This window comes from Oscillatoria sp. HE19RPO (genome assembly GCF_024220515.1).
Lineage (GTDB): Bacteria > Cyanobacteriota > Cyanobacteriia > Cyanobacteriales > Laspinemataceae > Laspinema.
Genome location: NZ_JAMXOT010000008.1, coordinates 25,886 through 44,815, shown reverse-complemented (window position 1 = coordinate 44,815; position 18,930 = coordinate 25,886). Strand labels below are relative to the sequence as shown.

The following is an 18,930-nucleotide window of genomic DNA, read 5'->3' as shown; positions in this document are numbered from 1 at the left end:
AATCCCGATGGTTAAGCACCTAACAAGACTGTATGACGCCGCGCAGGCGGGCTTTGTCCGTGTAGCCCCAGGCTTTCCTAGCGGAACGCTCATAGAACAGCCTGCGGGTTTTTTGGGGATTTTATTTTTTGGAGTTCCCTTATTGGTTGGCGGAGTGGCTCTACTGAGTTATGTAGAAAGCCGCAATACTCAAGACATCGACCTGATTCTGGCTCGATCCGATCTCGATGCTTTACCAGAAGTTGTTATCAATGATGAAGATAAGGATTTTATACAGGGTCTATTTGACCCATTGCAGATCGACATTTTTTTAACCCAAAACAAGCTATTCAAGGAAGTTTTAGAACAATTTTCGATAGATAGACAATTTGGAAGTCGCATTATTCGGTGTGCCACAGTGGAAGGACTTGTGCTGCTGAAATGCTATGCCCTACCGTCTCTTTATCGACAGGGGCAATTTAGCCGAGCCAGTATTTACGAAAACGACATTCTTCTCCTCCTATTAAACTATTCGGTAGATGTTGAGAGCCTGCTAAAAATCCTGTCTGCCCATCTCCTACCCAGTGACCTGACAGAAGTGGGCGCGATCGCCGATGAAATTCAAAGCCGAATTCGGCGATTTTCCACCCAACAGCGATCGCTGACTGATGAGTAAAGAAGGGGAGTAGGTCCAGCCCCGATGTATCGAAGGTTGCCCGTCAATTCATCGCAGCGAACCAAGCGCCCTGGCTGTCCTCATGAGAAGTTTGAAGATCGAGAATTACCCCGCGACTACTCGTCGTCCCCATCGTAGGAACACCCCCACAGCAACAAGGTCTCACTATCCCATACCTCTGTCCCCAAGGTATCCCTGTCCATGAGGGCCTGGGCTTGCTTGCCGATCGCCTCTTCACTCAGTTCAGCCAAAGCACTGGGCAGTTGACCCGTAGGAACGCGGTCAACTGGCTGCTGGGGGTTGGGGGAGATGTTTTTTTTGTTCATTGGAGTTTTACCTCTTTTGTTAGGTTTACAGTTTGACCGCTTGGGGTGGTCAGTCCCTTCTTGTTGTCAAGAAGCCTGTTTGTGCTGCCCGGTAGCGGTGGGCGAAGCACAAAAATTCTGGTTTGGGTCTGGGAGGGGGGTAGATTCTCCCCCCTTCGGTGGGTGTCAGATATAGTAATACAAATTCAGATTCTGAAGGGTGTTTTGTTGAATTTCATCCTCTAACAAAGCAATACACATTCTGCGAGTTGGTGGTTGTTGATAATAAGCATGGACTTCTTTAATCACCTCAGTGACCTTGAAATGATTCAAAAAATCACCTAAATCATCCAAATAATAATAGATTTTTCGGGCTGAGTTTGCTTGTGACAGTCCAACAGCAATTGTACTGCAACTATCAATAGAAAATATTTTCTCCAACAGAGGTGGTGATAAGACAGATTGTAATCGAGCCTGCACCTTTTTTGGTTGCCATTGATTTTGATTGATCAAGGGATAAACCTCTATATTGCTAACGCCATTCAAATTCAAATCAAAATTGATATGCAAAGGATTACCAAATAGTAAATTTTTGGCATCTTTTACTAAGCTTCTATCATTAAGTAACGAAATTGCAGCTTCTTGCTGTTCTGGACAAGTTGTTGTCAGAGCTAAATCAATAGAGGATTCACTCGGTTCTTGCCTCAGATCAACTCCGATCATAAAACCATCTGATTTTTCATAGTCAAAGTCTTCATTGAAAAAGCGATTACACAATGCATAATCTAATTTCAGATCTGTTTTTGCTGAGATTCGCTCAAGGAAATCATAAATCAGCTTGAGCTGAGTTGGATCTCCAAAATCACACCCCATGCAAAAACGAGCTGGATATAAACGATCCTGCTTAATCTTGCAAGATATTTCGATAAGTATGCTTCTTGGATCAATTTTATTTTCTAATTCATAAATAAGTTGTTCAAATAGATGAAACCCGTATAAATTATCACAGCCAAATATATGAATTTGTTGGTGGATAAAATACAACTTTTCTGTTACACAAGATGACCTATCATCACTAATAATTCGAGTCATTGAAATCCCTCTGTTAATTCATATTTATTCAACACAATGCCGAGAAAACCCAGAACTTTTAATCCCGGATACGCTTACCATGTGACAACCCGATGCAACAATCGAGAATTCAAACTGCAACGGCAACACTGTCGAGAAGTATTCCTCTATGCGATTAAAAAGGCTTTGGAGAAATACAACTTTAAACTCTATGCGCTGTGCATTATGAGCAATCACGTCCATTACCTCATCGAACCGAAACAGCCGCAAGATTTGCCGAAAATCATGCATTTTCTCAATTGGTACACGGCGATGTGCTTTAACCGAATGCTCAACCGCACGGGACACTTTTGGGAAAAGCGCTATTTTGCCGAAGGGTTTCCGGCTAGTGACAAAGACCGAGCATTGAATACCCTGCGCTACATCCACGGCAATCCCAAAGCGGCGAAAATGCGATTCCTACGGAACGCTACGCGAACGACCTTTTTCTACGAGTTCAGCAACTACGGCAGTTATGAAAAACTCACCGATGATGGCTTGACCCAGTGGCATCCGGCTTTCTTGCAGTTGGGGGCAACTTTGGAGGATTGCGCTCGAAAATATCGGGGATTTTGCAACCGCTACAAACCCAAAAGCAAGCCCGCGAAAAAGTGTCATTGGGGTTCAAGGCTACTGGCGGGGATGAAAGCTGAACGTCAGTCTTCTTCTCGGGGTCGGGGGGAGAGGGGCAGAGGGAGTGATGCTCCCTCCACCCCTACGGCGTGCCAGGTATCGGAAAGCCGTTGAGGTATCGGCAGTTGCCCGTCAATTCATCAAGGCGAACCAAGCGCCCTGGCTGACCTTACGAGAAGTTTGAGGATCGAAAACGGTTGTGGTAGAATTACCCCGCGACTACTCGTCGTCCCCATCGTAAGAACAGCGATCCACCAAGAAGCCGCCCAAGGCCTGGGCTTGGGAGCCGAGGCTTTCTTCACTCAATTCAGCCAGAGCCGTGGGCAGTTGACCCGTAGGAACGCGGTCAATGGGCTGTTGGGGGTTGGGGGTGATGTTTTTCTTGTTCATTGGAGTTTTTCACTCATTGATTAGGTTTACAGTTTGACCACTTGGGGCGGTCAGTCCCTTCTTGGTGTCAAGAAGCCTGTTTGTGCTGCCCCGTAGCGGTGGGCGCGGCACGAAAATTCGGGTTTGGGGTAGCACCCCATTCAGTCCAACAAAACTATGGGTCGGGGGAAGAGGGGCAGAGGGAGTGATGCTCCCTCCACCCCCTACCGCGTGCCAGGTTAGGACAAGCCCCGAGGTATCGGCAGTTGCCCGTCAATTCATCGCGGCAAACCAAGCGCCCTGGCTGTCCTCACAAGAAGTTTGAGGAAGTGTCGATTTGGTCTGTGGTAGAATTACCAGGCGACTACTCGTCGTCCCCGTCATAGGAACAAAAAGGAACCATCGGAAATGCAGCAGCAAGGGCTTGCTCGCCGATCGCCTCTTCACTCAATTCAGCCAAAGCACTGGGCAGTTGACCCGTAGGAACGCGGTCAATGGGCTGTTGGGGGTTGGGGGAGATGTTTTTCTTGTTCATTGGAGTTTTTCACTCATTTGTTAGGTTTACAGTTTGACCCATTAGGGCGGTCAGTCCCTTCTTGTTGTCAAGAAGCCTGTTTGTGCAGCCCCGTAGCGGTGGGCGCGGCACGAAAATTCTCGTTTGGGGTAGCACCCCATTCAGTCCAATAAAACTCTGGGTCGGGGGAAGAGGGGCAGAGGGAGTGATGCTCCCTCCACCCCAACCGCGTGCCAGGTTAGGACAAGCCCCGAGGTATCGGCAGTTGCCCGTCAATTCATCGCGGCGAACCAAGCGCCCTGGCTGACCTCACGAGAAGTTTGAGGATCGAAAAGGTCTGTGGTAGAATTACCCCGCGACTACTCGTCGTCCCCGGAATATGAACACATCGGAATCATCGGAAATGCAGCAGCAAGGGCTTGCTCGCCGATCGCCTCTTCACTCAATTCAGCCAAAGCACTGGGCAGTTGACCCGTAGGAACGCGGTCAATGGGCTGTTGGGGGTTGGGGGTGATGTTTTTCTTGTTCATTGGAGTTTTTCACTCATTGATTAGGTTTACAGTTTGACCACTTGGGGTGGTCAGTCCCTTCTTAGGTGATAAGAAGCCTGGATAGTGCTGCCACTGTAGTGATGGGCGCAGCACGAAAATTCTCTTTTGGGGTAGCACAAAATTCAGTCAAACAAAACTCTTCGTCTTGACTTTTGATTTACCGAATATCCCCAATCGTGGAGGAATTTGGACTATTTGTCAGTCCCCAAAATGGGGAGATTGAGGGGGCAAACAAAAATTAAAATTAACGAATGCAACTAGGTATTACCTTTGTTGAAAATATTAGCATAAATCTCACTATTGTCAATAGGCTTTTCGATTTATTTATCTTTGATAGACTTCAGGTTTTAGACAAATTAAACAGTTAGAAAATTGGCGCGATTACAACATCGCGCACTCATGTTCTTGGAACGTCCTATAACCGTCATCAGTTAGCTTTCAGCCCCGACTGAAACATTATTAAATAAAAATGAAAACATTAAGATTGATTCACTTCAGAATCTCCATCATGATAAATGCGGTTATTTCTACTTAAAACGGCATCGCCATCGGGTTCATTTCAGTTTCCAGAGTCGGAGTTTCCCGCCAACCCAACTGAACCGGCACATCATAAAGCCGCCCCGGCCCAAACCGCGACCAAAAATGACGCATTCCCGGCACAATCACCTTGACCACATTCAAACCAATATCCGGGCGAGTTTGATCCAGCACCAACGTTTCTAACCCCGCCGCCCGCACAATTTCCACACAGGTAATCACATCCTCGCGAATGTCATTCCCCCAGCGTTTTGGATAGTCCTGCATCGTTTTCAGAGGTTGAGCAGCATCAGGAGCCAAATAGGGCTGATTCTCTAAAGTCGCTTCCAAGAGCCAAAGTTTGGCATCGCCATCCAGTTGTTCATCCGGTACTTTGTCCAGTTCTAAGCCCAACTGATTCACCTCCGTCAGGGCGCGGAGAATGGCAATGGTCGGGTCGAGGTGCGCCCCAAAACCGAGAATCAACCGTTCCGAATTGCCCACCTTGCGCCGCGACACTCCAGCAAAAGCAGAAATCCCCAAATCTGCCGTCAAATCCAACACCCACAAATCCCGGTCATTCTCCCCATAAAACTGTTGCAACTCCAAAAAGTAAGGCTCATCAAAACTGCTCAAATCCACCGCCGGACGACGCAAGCGGTTATACCACCACAGCGCCACACTGTCCCGTTCCACCAGTTCCAGAAACCCTTGTAAAATCGCCTCCTCCAGGGTGTTACCCGCCGCGTTGCCGTTGGAGTCAGCCTTACAAAAGCGTTGACCTTTCGGAATCGGATAGTTGTAGTAACAAAAAGCCGTGGGTAAGTATTTGTGACACTGTTCCGTTAGCGACCAAACCGGAGTCCAGTCAATGCTTTGGTCAGGGTCAAAGCGTTGGGGAATCCAGTCATGGGCCGCTTGGCGATTTTGATTAATCTCCTCACGGCGGGCAAATTGGCTGTCACTAATACAGAGACAATCCTCAGGATTGATGGCAACCTCCCCCAACTCCGCGAACGTCGCCTGCTTGCGCGGTTCGTCGCCCTGGTAAATGCCCGAATAACGCTCCACCGCCTCACAGAAACCACTAGCGCGGGATTGGCTGTCGGTTTTGCCCTTGCCCGAACTCTTATGTTTCAGGGTGCTCCGGAGTCCCCGCAGGGAAGTCGCACCCCCAAAGGCGTGACCTGCCCGGTAGGTATGCACCAAAGGGTTCGCCGGGTCGGTGACGCGCACCAATTCCGTCACCACTCCCGTAATCGGACTGATTAAATGCTCATGTTGCTGTACCGTTTGGGCCGGAGTGAGGGCGCGGTGACCGCCATCGCGGGTGAAGTGTTTCTGGCGAGATTCGAGAACCACAGGCTCAAACCCTCGACGTTGGAGGATTTCCGGGTCGCCACAGGTGGGGCATTGGGGGCGGCGGATGAGGCTGTGGGTTTTGAAGTCCAGGGTGCGCTGGTTGAAGGTGATTAATTTGCCCTCTAGGGTTGGGGAAGGCGTGGGGGACTGGGCAATAACAAGGGATTTGGCGATTTCAGTAGCCGCAAACTGAAGGGCCGTCTGCAAGGTCGAAGGCAAGGCGGCGCGGGCTGTGGGGAGGTAACTATTGACGGAGTGAGGGATGTTGCCGTTGGTTTGAGCAGCCGCGTATTTTTCCCGCTGCACCGAGGCTTCTACTTCCCGGTTGCCTTCCAGTCGCTGGGCGAGGCAGTGCCAGCAGCCCGTTTCTCCCGGTTTGAAGACTGGGCCCAGCCAGAGGACACTCCCTAGGGGTTTGACTAAAATCCAGGGTTGGCCGATTTGCACCTGATGGCGGTTGAGGGGGGCTAGGTCTGGGTTGAGGTAGTCGTCAGTGAGAACGATGGTGAGGGCGGAGTTGAGCGTATCACCGGATTGGTATGGAATACCTAACTCGCCCAGAGCAGCCCCGAGAATGTCAACCATACCCTCAGTAATGCGGTTTCCGACGGTTTTGAGGGTGACGGGTTGTTTCAGAGCTTGGGCAGCTACTTGGGGAGCAATACCTAACTCACTCCAGAAGGCGGCGACTTCCGGGGGCAGTTCCGGGGCGACTTCCGTGAGGTAGCCGGTTTCCGTAAGGCGATTTAATACAAAGTCGATGTAGTCAGCAGGAACCTCGCGATCGAGTTTTTCTACAATTTGGTCCCGGCTGTACTGCCCATCGAGGAATGGAATAATCTGACAGTAAAGCTGTCCCGTAAGGGCATGATTTTCTTGTTCCCCCAGGAGATAGACCTGTTTGGGGGGACAGATTTCGATGTGGTAGTGGGGTTTAATTTGGAATGTCATTTTGTGGGAATTATCACTATATAAAGATGCGGAGAAACCGGAGACAGAACTTACCCATTTGTGAAAGACCCCTAAATGTAGAGGCGATTCGAGAGTTCCATCGAACATTGATGAGCGAGGAGCAAGGGAGAGGGCGTGACGGGGTGCTTACAAGAGTAGGTTTTTTACTTCCGGTCCCCTCCCCTTAGCAAGGTCCGGGTTAGGGTGGGGTTCTTCTTGAGCGATTCCCTACGGGAGAGCTTCCGCTTACCGCCATTCCAAGCACTCATGAGAGGCGATCGCGCCTGTACGAGAACTCCTACAGTGAACTCCACCTCCGGTCCCCTCCCCTTGGCAAGGTCCGGGTTAGGGTGGGGTTCTTTTTGAGCGATTCCCTACGGGAGAGCTTCCGCTTACCGCCATTCCAAGCACTCATGAGAGGCGATCGCGCCTGTACGAGAACTCCTACAGTGAACTGCACCTCCGGTCCCCTCCCCTTAGCAAGGTCCGGGTTAGGGTGGGGTTCTTCTTGAGCGATCGCCATTCCACGCAATCATGAGAGGCGATCGCGCCTGTACGAGAAATCTCCACCCACTCATTCCTCTTGAAGCACGGTTAGCGGAGCTCTCCCGTAGGGAATCGCGCGTCAAGAGGACCCCACCCTAACCCTCCCCTTGCCAAGGGGAGGGGACCGGAAGTAAAAACATACTCTTGTAAGGTGACGGGGTGAGAACAAATCCGGTGGGTAAAAGTTGGTTTTCTTTCTTAGCCCGCGCAGGCGGGCTTCGTCCGTATAGCCCCAGGCTTCAGCCTGCGGGTTTTTACTTAGCCCGCGCAGGCACCGCTTCGTCCGTATAGCCCCAGGCTTCAGCCTGCGGGTTTTTACAGACTTAGGCCCAAATCCGCCCTCGGCGAAATGTCTTGCTATTGGGTTTAGCGCTCTTGGCGTGTTCCCGGGCATACTCCCACCAGTAGGAGTAGTCCTGTAGCCCCGTCATCGTTGTCGGGATGTAGGATTTTTGGGGTGCTGGGGGCAGCCCGGGTTCCGCAGGAGTGGGTGAAGTTTCCGGCTGAGGATCTGTGTTATTGGAGGTGTTTTTTTTCGCCATAATCGTCTCCGTATTCCTATAACAAAGGTAAAAATCGTGAAGGCTTTGGGGTTAGGGGATTGCAAAATATAAATCATTCAAACGTTTGTAGTAACCCCTTGACGGGGTTTCTTTAAAAGATGACTCAGTAACGGAGTCACTACGAACGTTTTGGATATTTTATGTTTTGGAGTTCCCTTAGAAAAACCGACCCATCGGAGCAAAGCCACCAAAGCCAGAGTGCATGACTTGGTTGTAGCTGCGATCGGCATAAACCGCTGGGTCATTGTAGTTAGCACCATGCAGCAGGTCCATCCGAATCTGGACCAAATCCTCGATCTCCCCATCCTCTAAATCCACAGCTAAAGCAGGTTGGGTGAAATGGGGTCGCTTGACGGGGGCGGCTTGTTTTGGAAATGCCATTGTGTTGCCTCAGTAGGGTTTGTAGATGGGGACTAGGGGTATTCCAAGCAATAAATCCTCCAAATTTGATGCGATCGCACCTAACAAAACTCTATTTAGCCCGCGCAGGCGGGCTTCGTTTGTATAGCCCCACCCTTTAGGGTGCAGGTTGTTTGGATATTTCATTTTTTGGAGTTCCCTAGGAGCGCTTAAGGTGGGAGAGGTGGCGGAAAAGTCAATTTTTCTCCTCCACCCCAAACTTGGAAGATTAATAAGGCGAAGACCAGCTCTTCACCTCGCCCAACGTCACCGGAATCAAATCGCTGACATCGATGGTAAAGCGGAAGATTTTCTTGGCCCGACGGCTGTTTTCCGGGTCAAAGAACTTCAACTTCACATCCCAGCAGTCGCTATCCATCCGGCAGAACGGGCTTTTCTCAACAGTGATGCTGTCGAGTTCCATCCCTTGAGCTACCGCTTGGCTAAAGGTCGAGGCCGCCTGGAAGGCATTGGTGACAGAGAAGTTGAGGGCACGGTCTTGGGAGGTAGTACCCAGGTTGCGCAGGTCATAGTAAATCCGGTTGAGGAAGCTATCCAAGGTGCGGCTCATCGCATCGCGATCGGCTCCTTCCGTCACCGCTTGTACTTCTGCAAAAGCGGCATTAACCAGGCTGTTCACCTTCCACCCGTAAACCCCGCGAGTGCTTTGGGTTTCGATAACCGGCACAACCTGCCCAGAGAACAGCTTCACCGTGCGTCCCGAGAGAACACCAGGAATACTCACCCGCTCAATGTAGTCGTCATCATTTTCCGGTTGGATTTGACCCGCCAAGAGTTCTTGCAGAGCCAGGTAGGTTTCCCGGGCAAAGGGTCCTTTAGGTTCGATCGCATAAACCGGAGTCAACTCAATATTGAGCGTCCAAATCAATGACCGAGCCTCGGAGATATCGCTGGCCAGGTAATCCACCATCTGGCGGGCATCGTAGGGGTTGGCCGGGACCATCACGCCCCCACCGAGCTCAAAGGCAGGCATCAGTTGCTTAAAGGTATCGCGGCGGGCTTCGGAACCGAAGTCATAGCCCAAAGTTCCCAAAGCATAAACCAATTGACTGGATGCGAGGTCGCTCGGTGCTTGGCTGGGGGTGACGGCGTTGGAACTATTAGCAGAAGTCATAGTGTTCAGTTGAGTTGGGGTAGAGGTGAACGATTGAACCCTGTTGCTGGGGATGACAGCAGCTTCCGGGATGGTGGCGGGTTGTAATAGGCCCTCCTCGGCTGGTGCCGGGGCATCTGCCACCAGGCCACCACCGCAGCCGCAGCCGCCCGATGGTTCTACACCTGTGGCAGTTGCCGCCTGTAGTTCTTCAGACATATTTCCTCCAGTAAGTAAGGTGATGGCTCCAGGGATATTCAGTTTTCCGGCTAGACATCGCTGGGTATCCGTGGGTAGGTCTACATTGCAAGGCAGGGCACTTTGCAACAAAATTTGACGCACCCGGGCGGGGTCAGGGGTTTCGCCCCGCTCAAGTTGCAGGCTCAAGAGCAAAGCAGCAACCCCGGAAACAATGGGGGCGGCAAAGCTAGTGCCATTGAGCCGTTCCGTACCGCCCCCCGGTTTTGCCCCGAGGATTTGCTCTCCGGGGGCGAGGATACCTTGGGTTTGATACTTAGAGCCCCAATTGCTGAAGTCTAAGGGGTGGCCTCTGGCATCCATCGCACCAACAGCGAGGACGGAAGGGAGGGCAGCAGGGACGTGCAGACACTCACATCCGTCATTGCCTGCGGCGGCCACCAGCAGGATATTTCGCTCTTGGCAGATGCGAACTGCGTTTTCCAGCCAGCCTTCAGCTTCGCCAAAGTCAGTCAACTGACCACCACTGAGGTTGATAATCTGGGCCCCCGCGTTGGCAGCTTGCTCAATTCCCCGGGCGAGGTCGAGTTGGGTAGCACTACAGCGGTCATCAGCAAACACGGGGACAATCAAACCCCGACATCGGGGCGCGATGCCCGGAACGCCTCCCTCGGATTGCCCAAAAATAATGCTGGCAACGTGAGTGCCGTGACCGGACATACTCCCGTCGCTGCGGGCGGCGTGGGGTACCAGGGTCGGTAAAACCGTGAGGTCTGCTCCTTGGAAACAAGGGTGGGCGCGGTCAACGGGGCCGTCGAGGATGGCAACGCAAATCTCCGACCTTCCCTGGCTCATAAGTTGTAACTCGGGTAGAGCAGCAAGTTCGGCAACAGCAGATAGGGCTATTTCGTTGGCTCCGTCTCTATTGTTTGGCATGGGCTGTAAATCTGCACACAGGCTTGATTTCGATTCGGGATTGGGCCGATTTATTTGGGTTTGTTCTATATCCTACATTCTGTATCGCCGCTTAAATGACACAGATATAGTGATCCTTAAGGATTTTGTAAGAATTTTGAGACTAAATCCAGTCTAGGAAGATCATTCTTTGTAAGGATTGGGTGTTTTAAGCGTACCGTCGAAGCATCACATCTGGCTCGCAATTTTATATGACACCCGTGAACAATCAGGTCGGAATACTTTGGTTGCAAGCCTCGTTTAGTAGGGGTTCTAGCCATTTCTCTACCTGCTATTTATCCATTCTCAACAAGAAAATACAAACCCTTATTTTTTGGTGCTTATTGAGAATGAACTGTTAGTTTGGACCTCACTTAAATTTTGAAAGCCTTGCTACAAAAGGTTTTCAGACATCTAAATAGTTATTGGCAAACAGTATGCCAGATGTTCTATGAAAGATCTTATGTCAATAGAATATTTAGTTTATATCACAGCTTGAGCATCTGGGGAAGATCTTAAAGATGCATAATTTCTTGGCTAAGTGAGTGGCTAAGATTTGGGGAATAATTAGTATCCATGAATGAGGGTTTCACATTGTGCAAATTGTCTCAATTCAGGAACATTGTTGGCAGGAGGCCCCAAGAAACTGAAGAATCCACAGACACTCATCAGTTAAATCAGTAATTTGCTCCCATTCCATATTCAGGACTTATCTAATCTTTAACAGTAAACCATAAATGTAGCTGCGTTTCCCTTAGATGCCTCTGCATTTATCGTGAATTCTCAAAATCTGCGCCAGTCCTATCATTAATTCTTAATCGACCTTTTGGCTTGGGCTAGGGCTTGGGACAGGATTAGATAAGCTAGGACAACAAACCAGGTTCCTTAACCATTACTATTGCTAATCACCAACATTTTTGTTAAGCAACCTGGTTGTCTTCTCTGGAAGATACCGACGCACTAGGGCCTCTTTTATAGCGGTTCCCAGACTCATGGGGTATGTTCTAAAGCCCATCTCCCTTTTGGGGTCGCCAACGAGAAAGGGGCCGCCATCGCTGTACCTTATGGACATGAGAAACGCTATAGGTTGAATTGAACATCTGAAAGATTTAAAATAGGAGGGGTAAAATCTGCCCATTGTATCGAGGAAACTAGCCATGTATGCGGTGATTTCTCCTGAAGAAATTAAATTGCCAGCGGGCAGTGTGATTCGGCTACCGGGAACCTGGCAGGAGTATCAAGCTTTATGCGATCGCCGTGGGGACGGTTCCATTCCCCGAATTAAATATCGTTCTGGAGAAGTGTGGCTGATGTCTCCCTTGCCAAAACACGGACGTGATGCTCATTTGATTGCTGCCATCATCACCACGTTGCTGGATAACCAGGAACAGGAATATGATGCCTTTACGCCAGTCACAATGCAACTGCCAGAAGAAAGCGGCATCGAGCCGGACTATTGTTTTTACATTGACCATTGGCAAGCGGTTTCGGGCAAAGAACGGATTGATTGGCGCAACGACCCCCCGCCCGATTTGGTGTTAGAAATTGATGTGACCAGTTATTCAAATGTACAGGATTATCTCCCCTATCGAGTCCCAGAGGTCTGGTTATTTCGTCAACAACAACTGTTGATTTACCAGCTTCAAGGCGATGAGTATGAGGTCAAATCCCAAAGTCAATACTTCCCAGAGGTGAACCTAGCTGATATCGTCGCCCGATGTTTGGAAATTGCCTATCAACGCAATACTAGCGCAGCAATTCGGCACTTGAGGCAGCAGTGAGGAGTTCTTGAGGCGCAGGGAAGGGCAGATGTTTTTCTTGTTGATACTAAATCCTGGGGTCAAAAGTCGGGTTTTTCTATTAGCGGGTTAAGGCAGGCTATAGCCCTTCGCATCCCGGCCACGCTCAATCCGTAAAGCCAGACCCTTTCGTTCTGGAACGCCTCAAGAACAGGGTGCGGGTTTTTATTTACGCATTACCCCAAAAATGTAGGGGCGATTCGCGAATCGCCCCTACATTTTCGCGTCGGTTTCAAAATTTAAAATAGGGGTAAGTCCTGCGGGTGAGAGTTTAGGCAGAGACAGAACATGATCTGGTCTTCCCCTAATGGCAGTCAGTAGATGATTGTTTTCTCATTGCCGACCTTCTTTCCAGGTTTCTCCTCCCGGTAAATGGCTGAGTTTCTCATCCACTTTTTCAGGTAGTTCTAAGGCTGAATGGGTATAAATTAGGCTTAACAAATCTTGGGCTATAGCCATCACTTCGGGCCGATTCACCCGGTTTGAGAGTTGAAATGGTGAATATGCCCCTTCTAGCACTTCCACACTGGCATCCCGAATGGCTACCTCGATCGCTTCTGTTAAGAGGCTATTCCATTCATCGGATTTTATATAGTAAGAGGTTTGATTTTCTTTTAAATTGAGGTCTTGGATTTCTAAAATTGAACCCCGAATGGAAGCCGCCCAAGAATTCGTGAGGCGCTGTTCTAGTTGATTTTTAATTAAATGCAATAGCATTCTAATCGCAAAAGATTTAATGGCTCTGAGAATGGCTTTTTTGCTCATGCCATCTAGTTCATCTAGCAGTGTCAAAGCATCTTGATAGCGTCCCTCTAAGATACGGGTTCTTAAATCGGCTAATTCTTGCGTCATGATGACTCCCCCAAGTTAAAGGGTCAGGGCTTACCCATTCCCTCTATGTAGGGGCGATTCGCGAATCGCCCCTACATAGAGGTTTGGTTTTTCAAATATGCGGAACTGCTGAAGGTGAGCAATGGCCCACCCTTTCAATTAACTTACCCAAATATGCCGCCAAAAAAGTCGATCGCCTCTTTTAATGCCACAATAAACGCATCAACTTCTTCTGTGGTATTGTAGAAATACAAACTCGCTCGGGCGGTGGATTGTGCGCCTATGACGCGGTGCAAGGGTTGAGTGCAATGATGTCCGGCACGAATCGCTACCCCTGCCTGATCTAAAATCGTGGAAAGGTCGTGGGGATGGACTGTTCCGCAGGTAAAGGAAGCTAATGCCGCTCGTCCTGAACCATCTGCTTTAGGTTGAGGTCCGTAAATTTTGACATCAGAAATGGGGTTGAGTTGCTCAAACAAATAGGCAGTCAACTGTTTCTCATAGTCATAGATTTTATCCATGCCAATGCTGCTGAGATAGTCTACTGCCGCACCCAACGCTACCGCTTCCCCGATCGCAGGCGTTCCCGCTTCAAATTTATGAGGCACATCCGCATAGGTGGAATGGTCCAAAAATACATCGGCAATCATCTCCCCTCCCCCTAAAAAGGGCGGCATCGATCGCAACACTGCCAGTTTGCCATACAGGAAGCCAATCCCTGTCGGCGCACACATTTTATGTCCCGATGCCACTAACCAATCACAATCCATCTCCTGGACATCAATCGGCAGATGCGGCATACTTTGGCAAGCATCAATTAAAACTTTTGCCCCCTGTTCATGGGCAAGCGCAGCAATTTCTTTCACCGGATTAATACAACCCAAGGTATTAGAAATATGAACCACTGCTACTAACTTCGTTTTCTCCGAAAGCAGGGTTTTATATTGGTCCATATCAAACTCTTGGCTGTCCGTGAGTTCGACAAATTTGAGAACCGCTCCTGTTTTTTGGGCTAAAATTTGCCAAGGAACTAAATTGCTGTGATGCTCCATCACGGTGAGGATAATTTCATCTCCTGCCCGAATATTGCTCACTCCCCAAGTATTGGCAACGAGATTAATTCCCTCGCTGGCATTGCGGGTATAGATAATTTCCTGTTCCGATGCCGCATTGACAAATTTGGCAATTTTTTCTCGGGCCCCTTCGTAGGCATCGGTAGCACGTCCACTCAGGGTATGAACTCCTCGATGGACGTTGGCATTGTCAAAATCATAGTAATGGCGCAAGGCATCCAAAACCTGCACCGGCTTTTGGGAAGTGGCGGCGTTATCTAAATAAACTAACGGTTTGCCATGAATTTCTTGATTTAAAATCGGGAAATCCGGGCGAACTTTTTGAGCTAATGTTTTTTCTCGGGTAACTATCATGGTCATGAGTGAATAAAGGATGAATGGGTTGGAAATGTGAAAAAAATCAGTTAGAGAAAATTAACAGAACATTATTTGAGTTTCTCTCTTAGCCTGCGGAGGCAGGCTTCGTCTGTATAGCCCCAGGCTTTAGCCTGCGGGTTATTGAAATCTCATTTCACAATTTGAGTTTCTCTCTTAGCCTGCGGAGGCAGGCTTCGTCCGTATAGCCCCAGGCTTGAGCCTGCGGGTTATTTAAAGCTCATTTCACAGAAAAATTTGTTATCATAATTTTTTATAATTTTGAGACTGGAGGTGGTAGAGACGCAATAGTTCACGTCTCTACATCGATAAATTCCTCGATACTGATTTCACCGCTTCGCCCGTCATCAAAACTGCCGGGTTATGGAGAAATTAGATACTTTTGCAAGCAACACATCGAGAAATTTTCGTTTGCAAGGCACCGGAGGGTAATTCTTGCAGAATTTCTCCAGCAAATCCATCAATCAGCAGGTTGCGACTCATCACAGGGTCTAATCCGCGACTCCGCAAGTAGAAGAGTTCATCTTCTTCCAGTTGGCTGATGGTGGCACCGTGAGAACATTTGACGTTATCAGCGGTGATTTCCAGTTGGGGTTTGGTATCCACTCTTGCTTTCGGCGAGAGTAATAACGTGCGATTCAACTGGCTGGCATCAGTGAGTTGTGCCGGTTTCGGTACAAAGACTTTGCCATTAAACACGCCTTGTGCTGCATCATCAATGATACATTTGTGCAGTTGTTTGGTGGTGCCATTGGGATGGTTGAGCACGATCGCACTGTGAGTATCGCTGACTTGTTTCCCAGCGGCGATCGCCAATCCGTTGAGGGTGGTATAGGTTCCTTCCCCCTGTTGGTACACTTCCAGATGATGCCGGGAAAGTAAACCGCCGGTGGAAACTGCGGTACAGGAATAATTGCTATCTTTCGCTTGGGCGATCGCAGTCTTGCCAATATGGAATGAGTTCGTACTCTCACGCTGGATTTTAGCATGAGTCACCTGAGCATTTTCGGCTACCCAGATTTCCGTGACAGCATTGGTAAAATAAGGCGCATTCCCCTTAAAATTGCCGCAGGAATCGTCATCGGCAACCACATATTCTTCAATCAGGGTGCAGCGACTTCCCCGTTGTGCCACCACCAAACAGCGGGGTTGAACTAACCGGGGTTGATCCCCAGGAACTGCCATAAATAACAGATGAATTGGTTTATCAACTGCCACATCTTTGGCAATCCACACCACTGCCGCATCCATTAATCCAGCAGTATTTAAAGAAGTAAACACCTCTTTATTGCCGTCAACATTTCCCAAGTATTTTGGCAAATCAGTCTGCAACGATTCTGGCAATTGTCCTAGATTGCCGACAAATATTCCTTCCGGTAACCCAGAAACATTGGAAAGTTCAGCCGAATAACAGCCATTGACAAACACTAAGCGGCTGTCTAGCATTTCGGGTAACTCAAAAGGCGCGACTCCAGTCGTCGGAATTGCCTCCGGAGGTGCTGCCTGGAATGTCAATGCCTGCAACCCAGACAAATCTGTAACTCGCCATTCTTCATCTTTGCGAGTCGGCATTGCCAATTCTCGCACCCAGGTTGCTGCATTATCCCGCACCTGCTGCAATAACGCTGCCGTTGGGGGTGCAATTCCATACTCTGGATTCACCACCGGCGCAGGAGAGGCGACTGCCTGTTTCAACAATTCATCTAAATAAGACACCTGGGGTTTTTTAGAAACCTCTATAACCATTACACACCTGCCTTCACCCGATCGGCTTCTACCACCCAATCATAGCCCCGTTCTTCCAATTCCAACGCCAAATCTTTGGTGCCGGTGGTCAAAATTCGACCCCCTTCCATGACATGAACATAATCCGGCACAATATAATTCAGCAAGCGCTGATAGTGGGTAATGGCTAACACTGCATTATCTGCAGAAGATAACTGATTTACCCCATTTGCCACAATTTTCAAAGCATCAATATCTAAGCCGGAATCTGTCTCATCCAAGATGGCTAATTTTGGCTCTAACAGTGCCATTTGCAGGATTTCGTTGCGCTTCTTTTCCCCGCCGGAAAATCCTTCATTCACACTGCGGTTGAGGAAGGCTGGATTCATCTTCACCACGTCCAGCTTTTCTTCAATGATGTCTTCAAAATCAAAGGCATCGACTTCCTCTAACCCTAAATATTTTTGGCGAGAATTGTAGGCAACCCTTAAAAAGTCTAAATTACTTACCCCGGGAATTTCCAAGGGATATTGGAATGCCAAGAATACTCCGGCTAAGGAGCGTTGTTCCGGTTCCAACTCTAGGAGATTTTGACCCATAAAAATCACCTCTCCCCCGGTGACTTCGTAGGCGGGATGACCCGATAGCACCTTGGAAAAGGTACTTTTTCCGGAACCATTCGGTCCCATAATGGCATGGATTTCTCCCGCCTTGATTTCTAAATTAAAGCCTTTGAGAATGGGGGTATCATTCACATTCGCGGTTAAATCGCGAACGGACAGAATTACTGGACTACCTTCTTTAATCATTTCTCTTCAATCAATTCCTTCCATTGAACAACCTAAATCCGAGGGTCAGAAGAGGCGAGCCATCAGGGGCGATCGCCTCCCCTCAATCCCTGCGCTACTGGGAAACAGTCCCGAACCCTTAACCCACTGAGCCTTCTAACTTCAAGCTCAACAAGCGATCGGCTTCTACCGCAAATTCCATCGGCAACTGATTAAACACATCCTTGCAGAATCCGCTAATCATCATAGAAACCGCATCTTCCGGCGAGATTCCCCGTTGGGCAAAATAGAACAGTTGATCTTCTCCAATCTTAGAAGTAGAGGCTTCATGTTCTACTTTGGCTGTATCATTTTCCACCTGAATATAGGGGAAAGTATTCGCCTGAGCGTTGTCCCCAATCAGCATAGAATCACATTGGGAATAGTTGCGTGCGCCTTGGGCTTTCGGTGAAACCTTCACCAATCCGCGATAGCTATTGGAAGAATTACCTGCCGAAATTCCCTTAGAAATAATCGTGCTGCGGGTGTTTTTGCCAATATGGATCATCTTGGTGCCGGTATCGGCTTGTTGTTTGTTATTGGTGAGGGCGACGGAGTAAAATTCTCCTACAGAATTATCCCCCACTAACATACAACTGGGATATTTCCAAGTAATTGCTGAACCCGTTTCGACTTGAGTCCAAGAAATCTTAGAATTTTTGCCTTTGCAGAGTCCGCGCTTGGTGACGAAATTATAAATTCCGCCCTTGCCATTCTCATCTCCAGCGTACCAGTTTTGGACCGTGGAATATTTAATTTCGGCATTATCTAATGTCACGAGTTCCACCACGGCAGCATGAAGCTGATTCGTGTCGAACATGGGGGCTGTGCAGCCTTCCAAATAGGAGACATGGCTACCTTCTTCGGCAATAATCAAGGTGCGCTCAAACTGCCCCGATTCACCGTTGTTAATCCGGAAATAGGTGGAGAGTTCCATCGGACATTTGACGCCTTTGGGGATATACACAAAGGAGCCATCGCTAAACACCGCAGAGTTGAGGGCGGCAAAGTAATTATCGGCGACGGGAACGACACTGCCCAGATATTGCTTTACCAGTTCGGGATAGTCCTTGACGGCTTCAGAAATGGAGCAGAAAATCACGCCTTCTTCGGCCAATTTTGCTCTAAAGGTGGTGGCGATGGAAACGCTATCGAAGACGGCATCTACGGCAACGTTACTCAAGCGCTTTTGTTCTGAGAGGGGAATTCCCAGTTTCTCGAATGTTTCGAGAATGGCAGGGTCAACCTCATCCATGCTATTCAGTTTTTGCTTTTTCTTGGGAGCGGAATAGTAGATGATATCTTGATAATTAATTTGGGGATAGTTAACGTGCGCCCAAGTGGGGTCGGCCATTTTTTGCCATTGCCGAAAGGCTCTGAGGCGGAATTCTAACATGAACTCCGGTTCTTCTTTTTTGGCCGAAATTAACCGCACGACATCTTCATTAATGCCGGGGGGTAAAGTGTCGGATTCAACGTCGGTGATGAATCCATATTTATAGGGTTGATTAACAAGGGTTTTTGCAGTAGTAGCAGTCATGATTTTAGTTCGGTGTTCTC

At 48.8% G+C, this 18,930-nt stretch carries 17 protein-coding genes; 3 read left to right on the top strand and 14 right to left on the bottom strand.

From position 1 onward, the window contains the following. Window positions 1-7 precede the first annotated feature (7 nt). A complete protein-coding gene (locus NG833_RS00865) occupies window positions 8-655 on the top strand; it encodes a hypothetical protein (protein WP_254563443.1) in 648 nt (215 codons plus the stop codon). Window positions 656-771: 116 nt separating this feature from the next. Here the strand turns inward: NG833_RS00865 and NG833_RS00860 are convergent, their stop codons facing one another. Continuing rightward, the gene (locus NG833_RS00860) at window positions 772-981 is read right to left on the bottom strand and encodes a DUF5837 family cyanobactin class RiPP (protein ID WP_254563440.1); all 210 of its coding nucleotides are present in this window, start codon (window positions 979-981) and stop codon (window positions 772-774) included. A gap of 165 nt (window positions 982-1,146) precedes the next feature. Beyond that, on the bottom strand, window positions 1,147-2,052 hold the full coding sequence (locus NG833_RS00855) for a LynF/TruF/PatF family peptide O-prenyltransferase (RefSeq protein WP_254563439.1): 906 nt from the start codon (window positions 2,050-2,052) through the stop codon (window positions 1,147-1,149). Window positions 2,053-2,088: 36 nt separating this feature from the next. Here NG833_RS00855 and NG833_RS00850 point away from each other — a divergent pair, with 36 nt between their 5' ends. After that, window positions 2,089-2,817: a transposase gene (locus NG833_RS00850; RefSeq protein WP_254563438.1), complete on the top strand. Its 729-nt coding sequence runs from the start codon at window positions 2,089-2,091 to the stop codon at window positions 2,815-2,817. 105 nt (window positions 2,818-2,922) lie between these two features. Here the strand turns inward: NG833_RS00850 and NG833_RS00845 are convergent, their stop codons facing one another. From NG833_RS00845 to NG833_RS00815, 7 genes are all read right to left on the bottom strand, one after another. Next, window positions 2,923-3,093 carry a DUF5837 family cyanobactin class RiPP gene (locus NG833_RS00845; protein WP_254563437.1) on the bottom strand — a complete coding sequence of 57 codons (171 nt, stop codon included), beginning with the start codon at window positions 3,091-3,093 and terminating at the stop codon, window positions 2,923-2,925. A 343-nt stretch (window positions 3,094-3,436) separates the two neighbouring features. After that, a complete protein-coding gene (locus NG833_RS00840) occupies window positions 3,437-3,607 on the bottom strand; it encodes a DUF5837 family cyanobactin class RiPP (RefSeq protein ID WP_254563436.1) in 171 nt (56 codons plus the stop codon). Between the two features lie 338 nt (window positions 3,608-3,945). Beyond that, window positions 3,946-4,116: a DUF5837 family cyanobactin class RiPP gene (locus NG833_RS00835; RefSeq protein WP_254563435.1), complete on the bottom strand. Its 171-nt coding sequence runs from the start codon at window positions 4,114-4,116 to the stop codon at window positions 3,946-3,948. A 552-nt stretch (window positions 4,117-4,668) separates the two neighbouring features. After that, window positions 4,669-6,966 (bottom strand): TOMM precursor leader peptide-binding protein, encoded by a 2,298-nt coding sequence (locus NG833_RS00830; RefSeq protein WP_254563434.1) that lies wholly within the window; start codon window positions 6,964-6,966, stop codon window positions 4,669-4,671. Between the two features lie 869 nt (window positions 6,967-7,835). Continuing rightward, on the bottom strand, window positions 7,836-8,054 hold the full coding sequence (locus tag NG833_RS00825) for a cyanobactin biosynthesis PatC/TenC/TruC family protein (protein WP_254563433.1): 219 nt from the start codon (window positions 8,052-8,054) through the stop codon (window positions 7,836-7,838). 177 nt (window positions 8,055-8,231) lie between these two features. After that, the gene (locus NG833_RS00820) at window positions 8,232-8,456 is read right to left on the bottom strand and encodes a cyanobactin biosynthesis system PatB/AcyB/McaB family protein (protein WP_254563432.1); all 225 of its coding nucleotides are present in this window, start codon (window positions 8,454-8,456) and stop codon (window positions 8,232-8,234) included. A gap of 247 nt (window positions 8,457-8,703) precedes the next feature. Then, window positions 8,704-10,722: a PatA/PatG family cyanobactin maturation protease gene (locus tag NG833_RS00815; RefSeq protein WP_375293868.1), complete on the bottom strand. Its 2,019-nt coding sequence runs from the start codon at window positions 10,720-10,722 to the stop codon at window positions 8,704-8,706. 1,175 nt (window positions 10,723-11,897) lie between these two features. Here NG833_RS00815 and NG833_RS00810 point away from each other — a divergent pair. Beyond that, entirely contained in the window at window positions 11,898-12,521 is a 624-nt protein-coding gene (locus tag NG833_RS00810; RefSeq protein ID WP_254563431.1) for a Uma2 family endonuclease, read from the top strand. A 351-nt stretch (window positions 12,522-12,872) separates the two neighbouring features. Here NG833_RS00810 and NG833_RS00805 read toward each other — a convergent pair whose 3' ends face one another. The 5 genes from NG833_RS00805 to sufB form a co-directional block, all read right to left on the bottom strand. Then, the gene (locus NG833_RS00805; RefSeq protein WP_254563430.1) at window positions 12,873-13,391 is read right to left on the bottom strand and encodes a DUF29 family protein; all 519 of its coding nucleotides are present in this window, start codon (window positions 13,389-13,391) and stop codon (window positions 12,873-12,875) included. 143 nt (window positions 13,392-13,534) lie between these two features. Further along, window positions 13,535-14,797, bottom strand: a complete 1,263-nt coding sequence (locus tag NG833_RS00800) for a SufS family cysteine desulfurase (protein ID WP_254563441.1) — start codon at window positions 14,795-14,797, stop codon at window positions 13,535-13,537. Window positions 14,798-15,190: 393 nt separating this feature from the next. Next, the gene (gene sufD, locus NG833_RS00795) at window positions 15,191-16,564 is read right to left on the bottom strand and encodes a Fe-S cluster assembly protein SufD (protein ID WP_254563429.1); all 1,374 of its coding nucleotides are present in this window, start codon (window positions 16,562-16,564) and stop codon (window positions 15,191-15,193) included. Beyond that, on the bottom strand, window positions 16,564-17,352 hold the full coding sequence (gene sufC, locus NG833_RS00790; RefSeq protein ID WP_254563428.1) for a Fe-S cluster assembly ATPase SufC: 789 nt from the start codon (window positions 17,350-17,352) through the stop codon (window positions 16,564-16,566). The genes sufD and sufC overlap by 1 nt, the downstream gene beginning before the upstream one ends. Before the next feature lie 118 nt (window positions 17,353-17,470). Further along, a complete protein-coding gene (sufB, locus tag NG833_RS00785; RefSeq protein WP_254563427.1) occupies window positions 17,471-18,910 on the bottom strand; it encodes a Fe-S cluster assembly protein SufB in 1,440 nt (479 codons plus the stop codon). Between the last annotated feature and the right edge of the window lie 20 nt (window positions 18,911-18,930).

Coding starts and splice junctions, on each gene's coding strand:
- NG833_RS00865 (WP_254563443.1), top strand. CDS start 8: ATGGTTAAGCACCTAACAAGACTGTATGACGCCGCGCAGGCGGGCTTT.
- NG833_RS00860 (WP_254563440.1), bottom strand. CDS start 981: ATGAACAAAAAAAACATCTCCCCCAACCCCCAGCAGCCAGTTGACCGC.
- NG833_RS00855 (WP_254563439.1), bottom strand. CDS start 2,052: ATGACTCGAATTATTAGTGATGATAGGTCATCTTGTGTAACAGAAAAG.
- NG833_RS00850 (WP_254563438.1), top strand. CDS start 2,089: ATGCCGAGAAAACCCAGAACTTTTAATCCCGGATACGCTTACCATGTG.
- NG833_RS00845 (WP_254563437.1), bottom strand. CDS start 3,093: ATGAACAAGAAAAACATCACCCCCAACCCCCAACAGCCCATTGACCGC.
- NG833_RS00840 (WP_254563436.1), bottom strand. CDS start 3,607: ATGAACAAGAAAAACATCTCCCCCAACCCCCAACAGCCCATTGACCGC.
- NG833_RS00835 (WP_254563435.1), bottom strand. CDS start 4,116: ATGAACAAGAAAAACATCACCCCCAACCCCCAACAGCCCATTGACCGC.
- NG833_RS00830 (WP_254563434.1), bottom strand. CDS start 6,966: ATGACATTCCAAATTAAACCCCACTACCACATCGAAATCTGTCCCCCC.
- NG833_RS00825 (WP_254563433.1), bottom strand. CDS start 8,054: ATGGCGAAAAAAAACACCTCCAATAACACAGATCCTCAGCCGGAAACT.
- NG833_RS00820 (WP_254563432.1), bottom strand. CDS start 8,456: ATGGCATTTCCAAAACAAGCCGCCCCCGTCAAGCGACCCCATTTCACC.
- NG833_RS00815 (WP_375293868.1), bottom strand. CDS start 10,722: ATGCCAAACAATAGAGACGGAGCCAACGAAATAGCCCTATCTGCTGTT.
- NG833_RS00810 (WP_254563431.1), top strand. CDS start 11,898: ATGTATGCGGTGATTTCTCCTGAAGAAATTAAATTGCCAGCGGGCAGT.
- NG833_RS00805 (WP_254563430.1), bottom strand. CDS start 13,391: ATGACGCAAGAATTAGCCGATTTAAGAACCCGTATCTTAGAGGGACGC.
- NG833_RS00800 (WP_254563441.1), bottom strand. CDS start 14,797: ATGATAGTTACCCGAGAAAAAACATTAGCTCAAAAAGTTCGCCCGGAT.
- sufD (WP_254563429.1), bottom strand. CDS start 16,564: ATGGTTATAGAGGTTTCTAAAAAACCCCAGGTGTCTTATTTAGATGAA.
- sufC (WP_254563428.1), bottom strand. CDS start 17,352: ATGATTAAAGAAGGTAGTCCAGTAATTCTGTCCGTTCGCGATTTAACC.
- sufB (WP_254563427.1), bottom strand. CDS start 18,910: ATGACTGCTACTACTGCAAAAACCCTTGTTAATCAACCCTATAAATAT.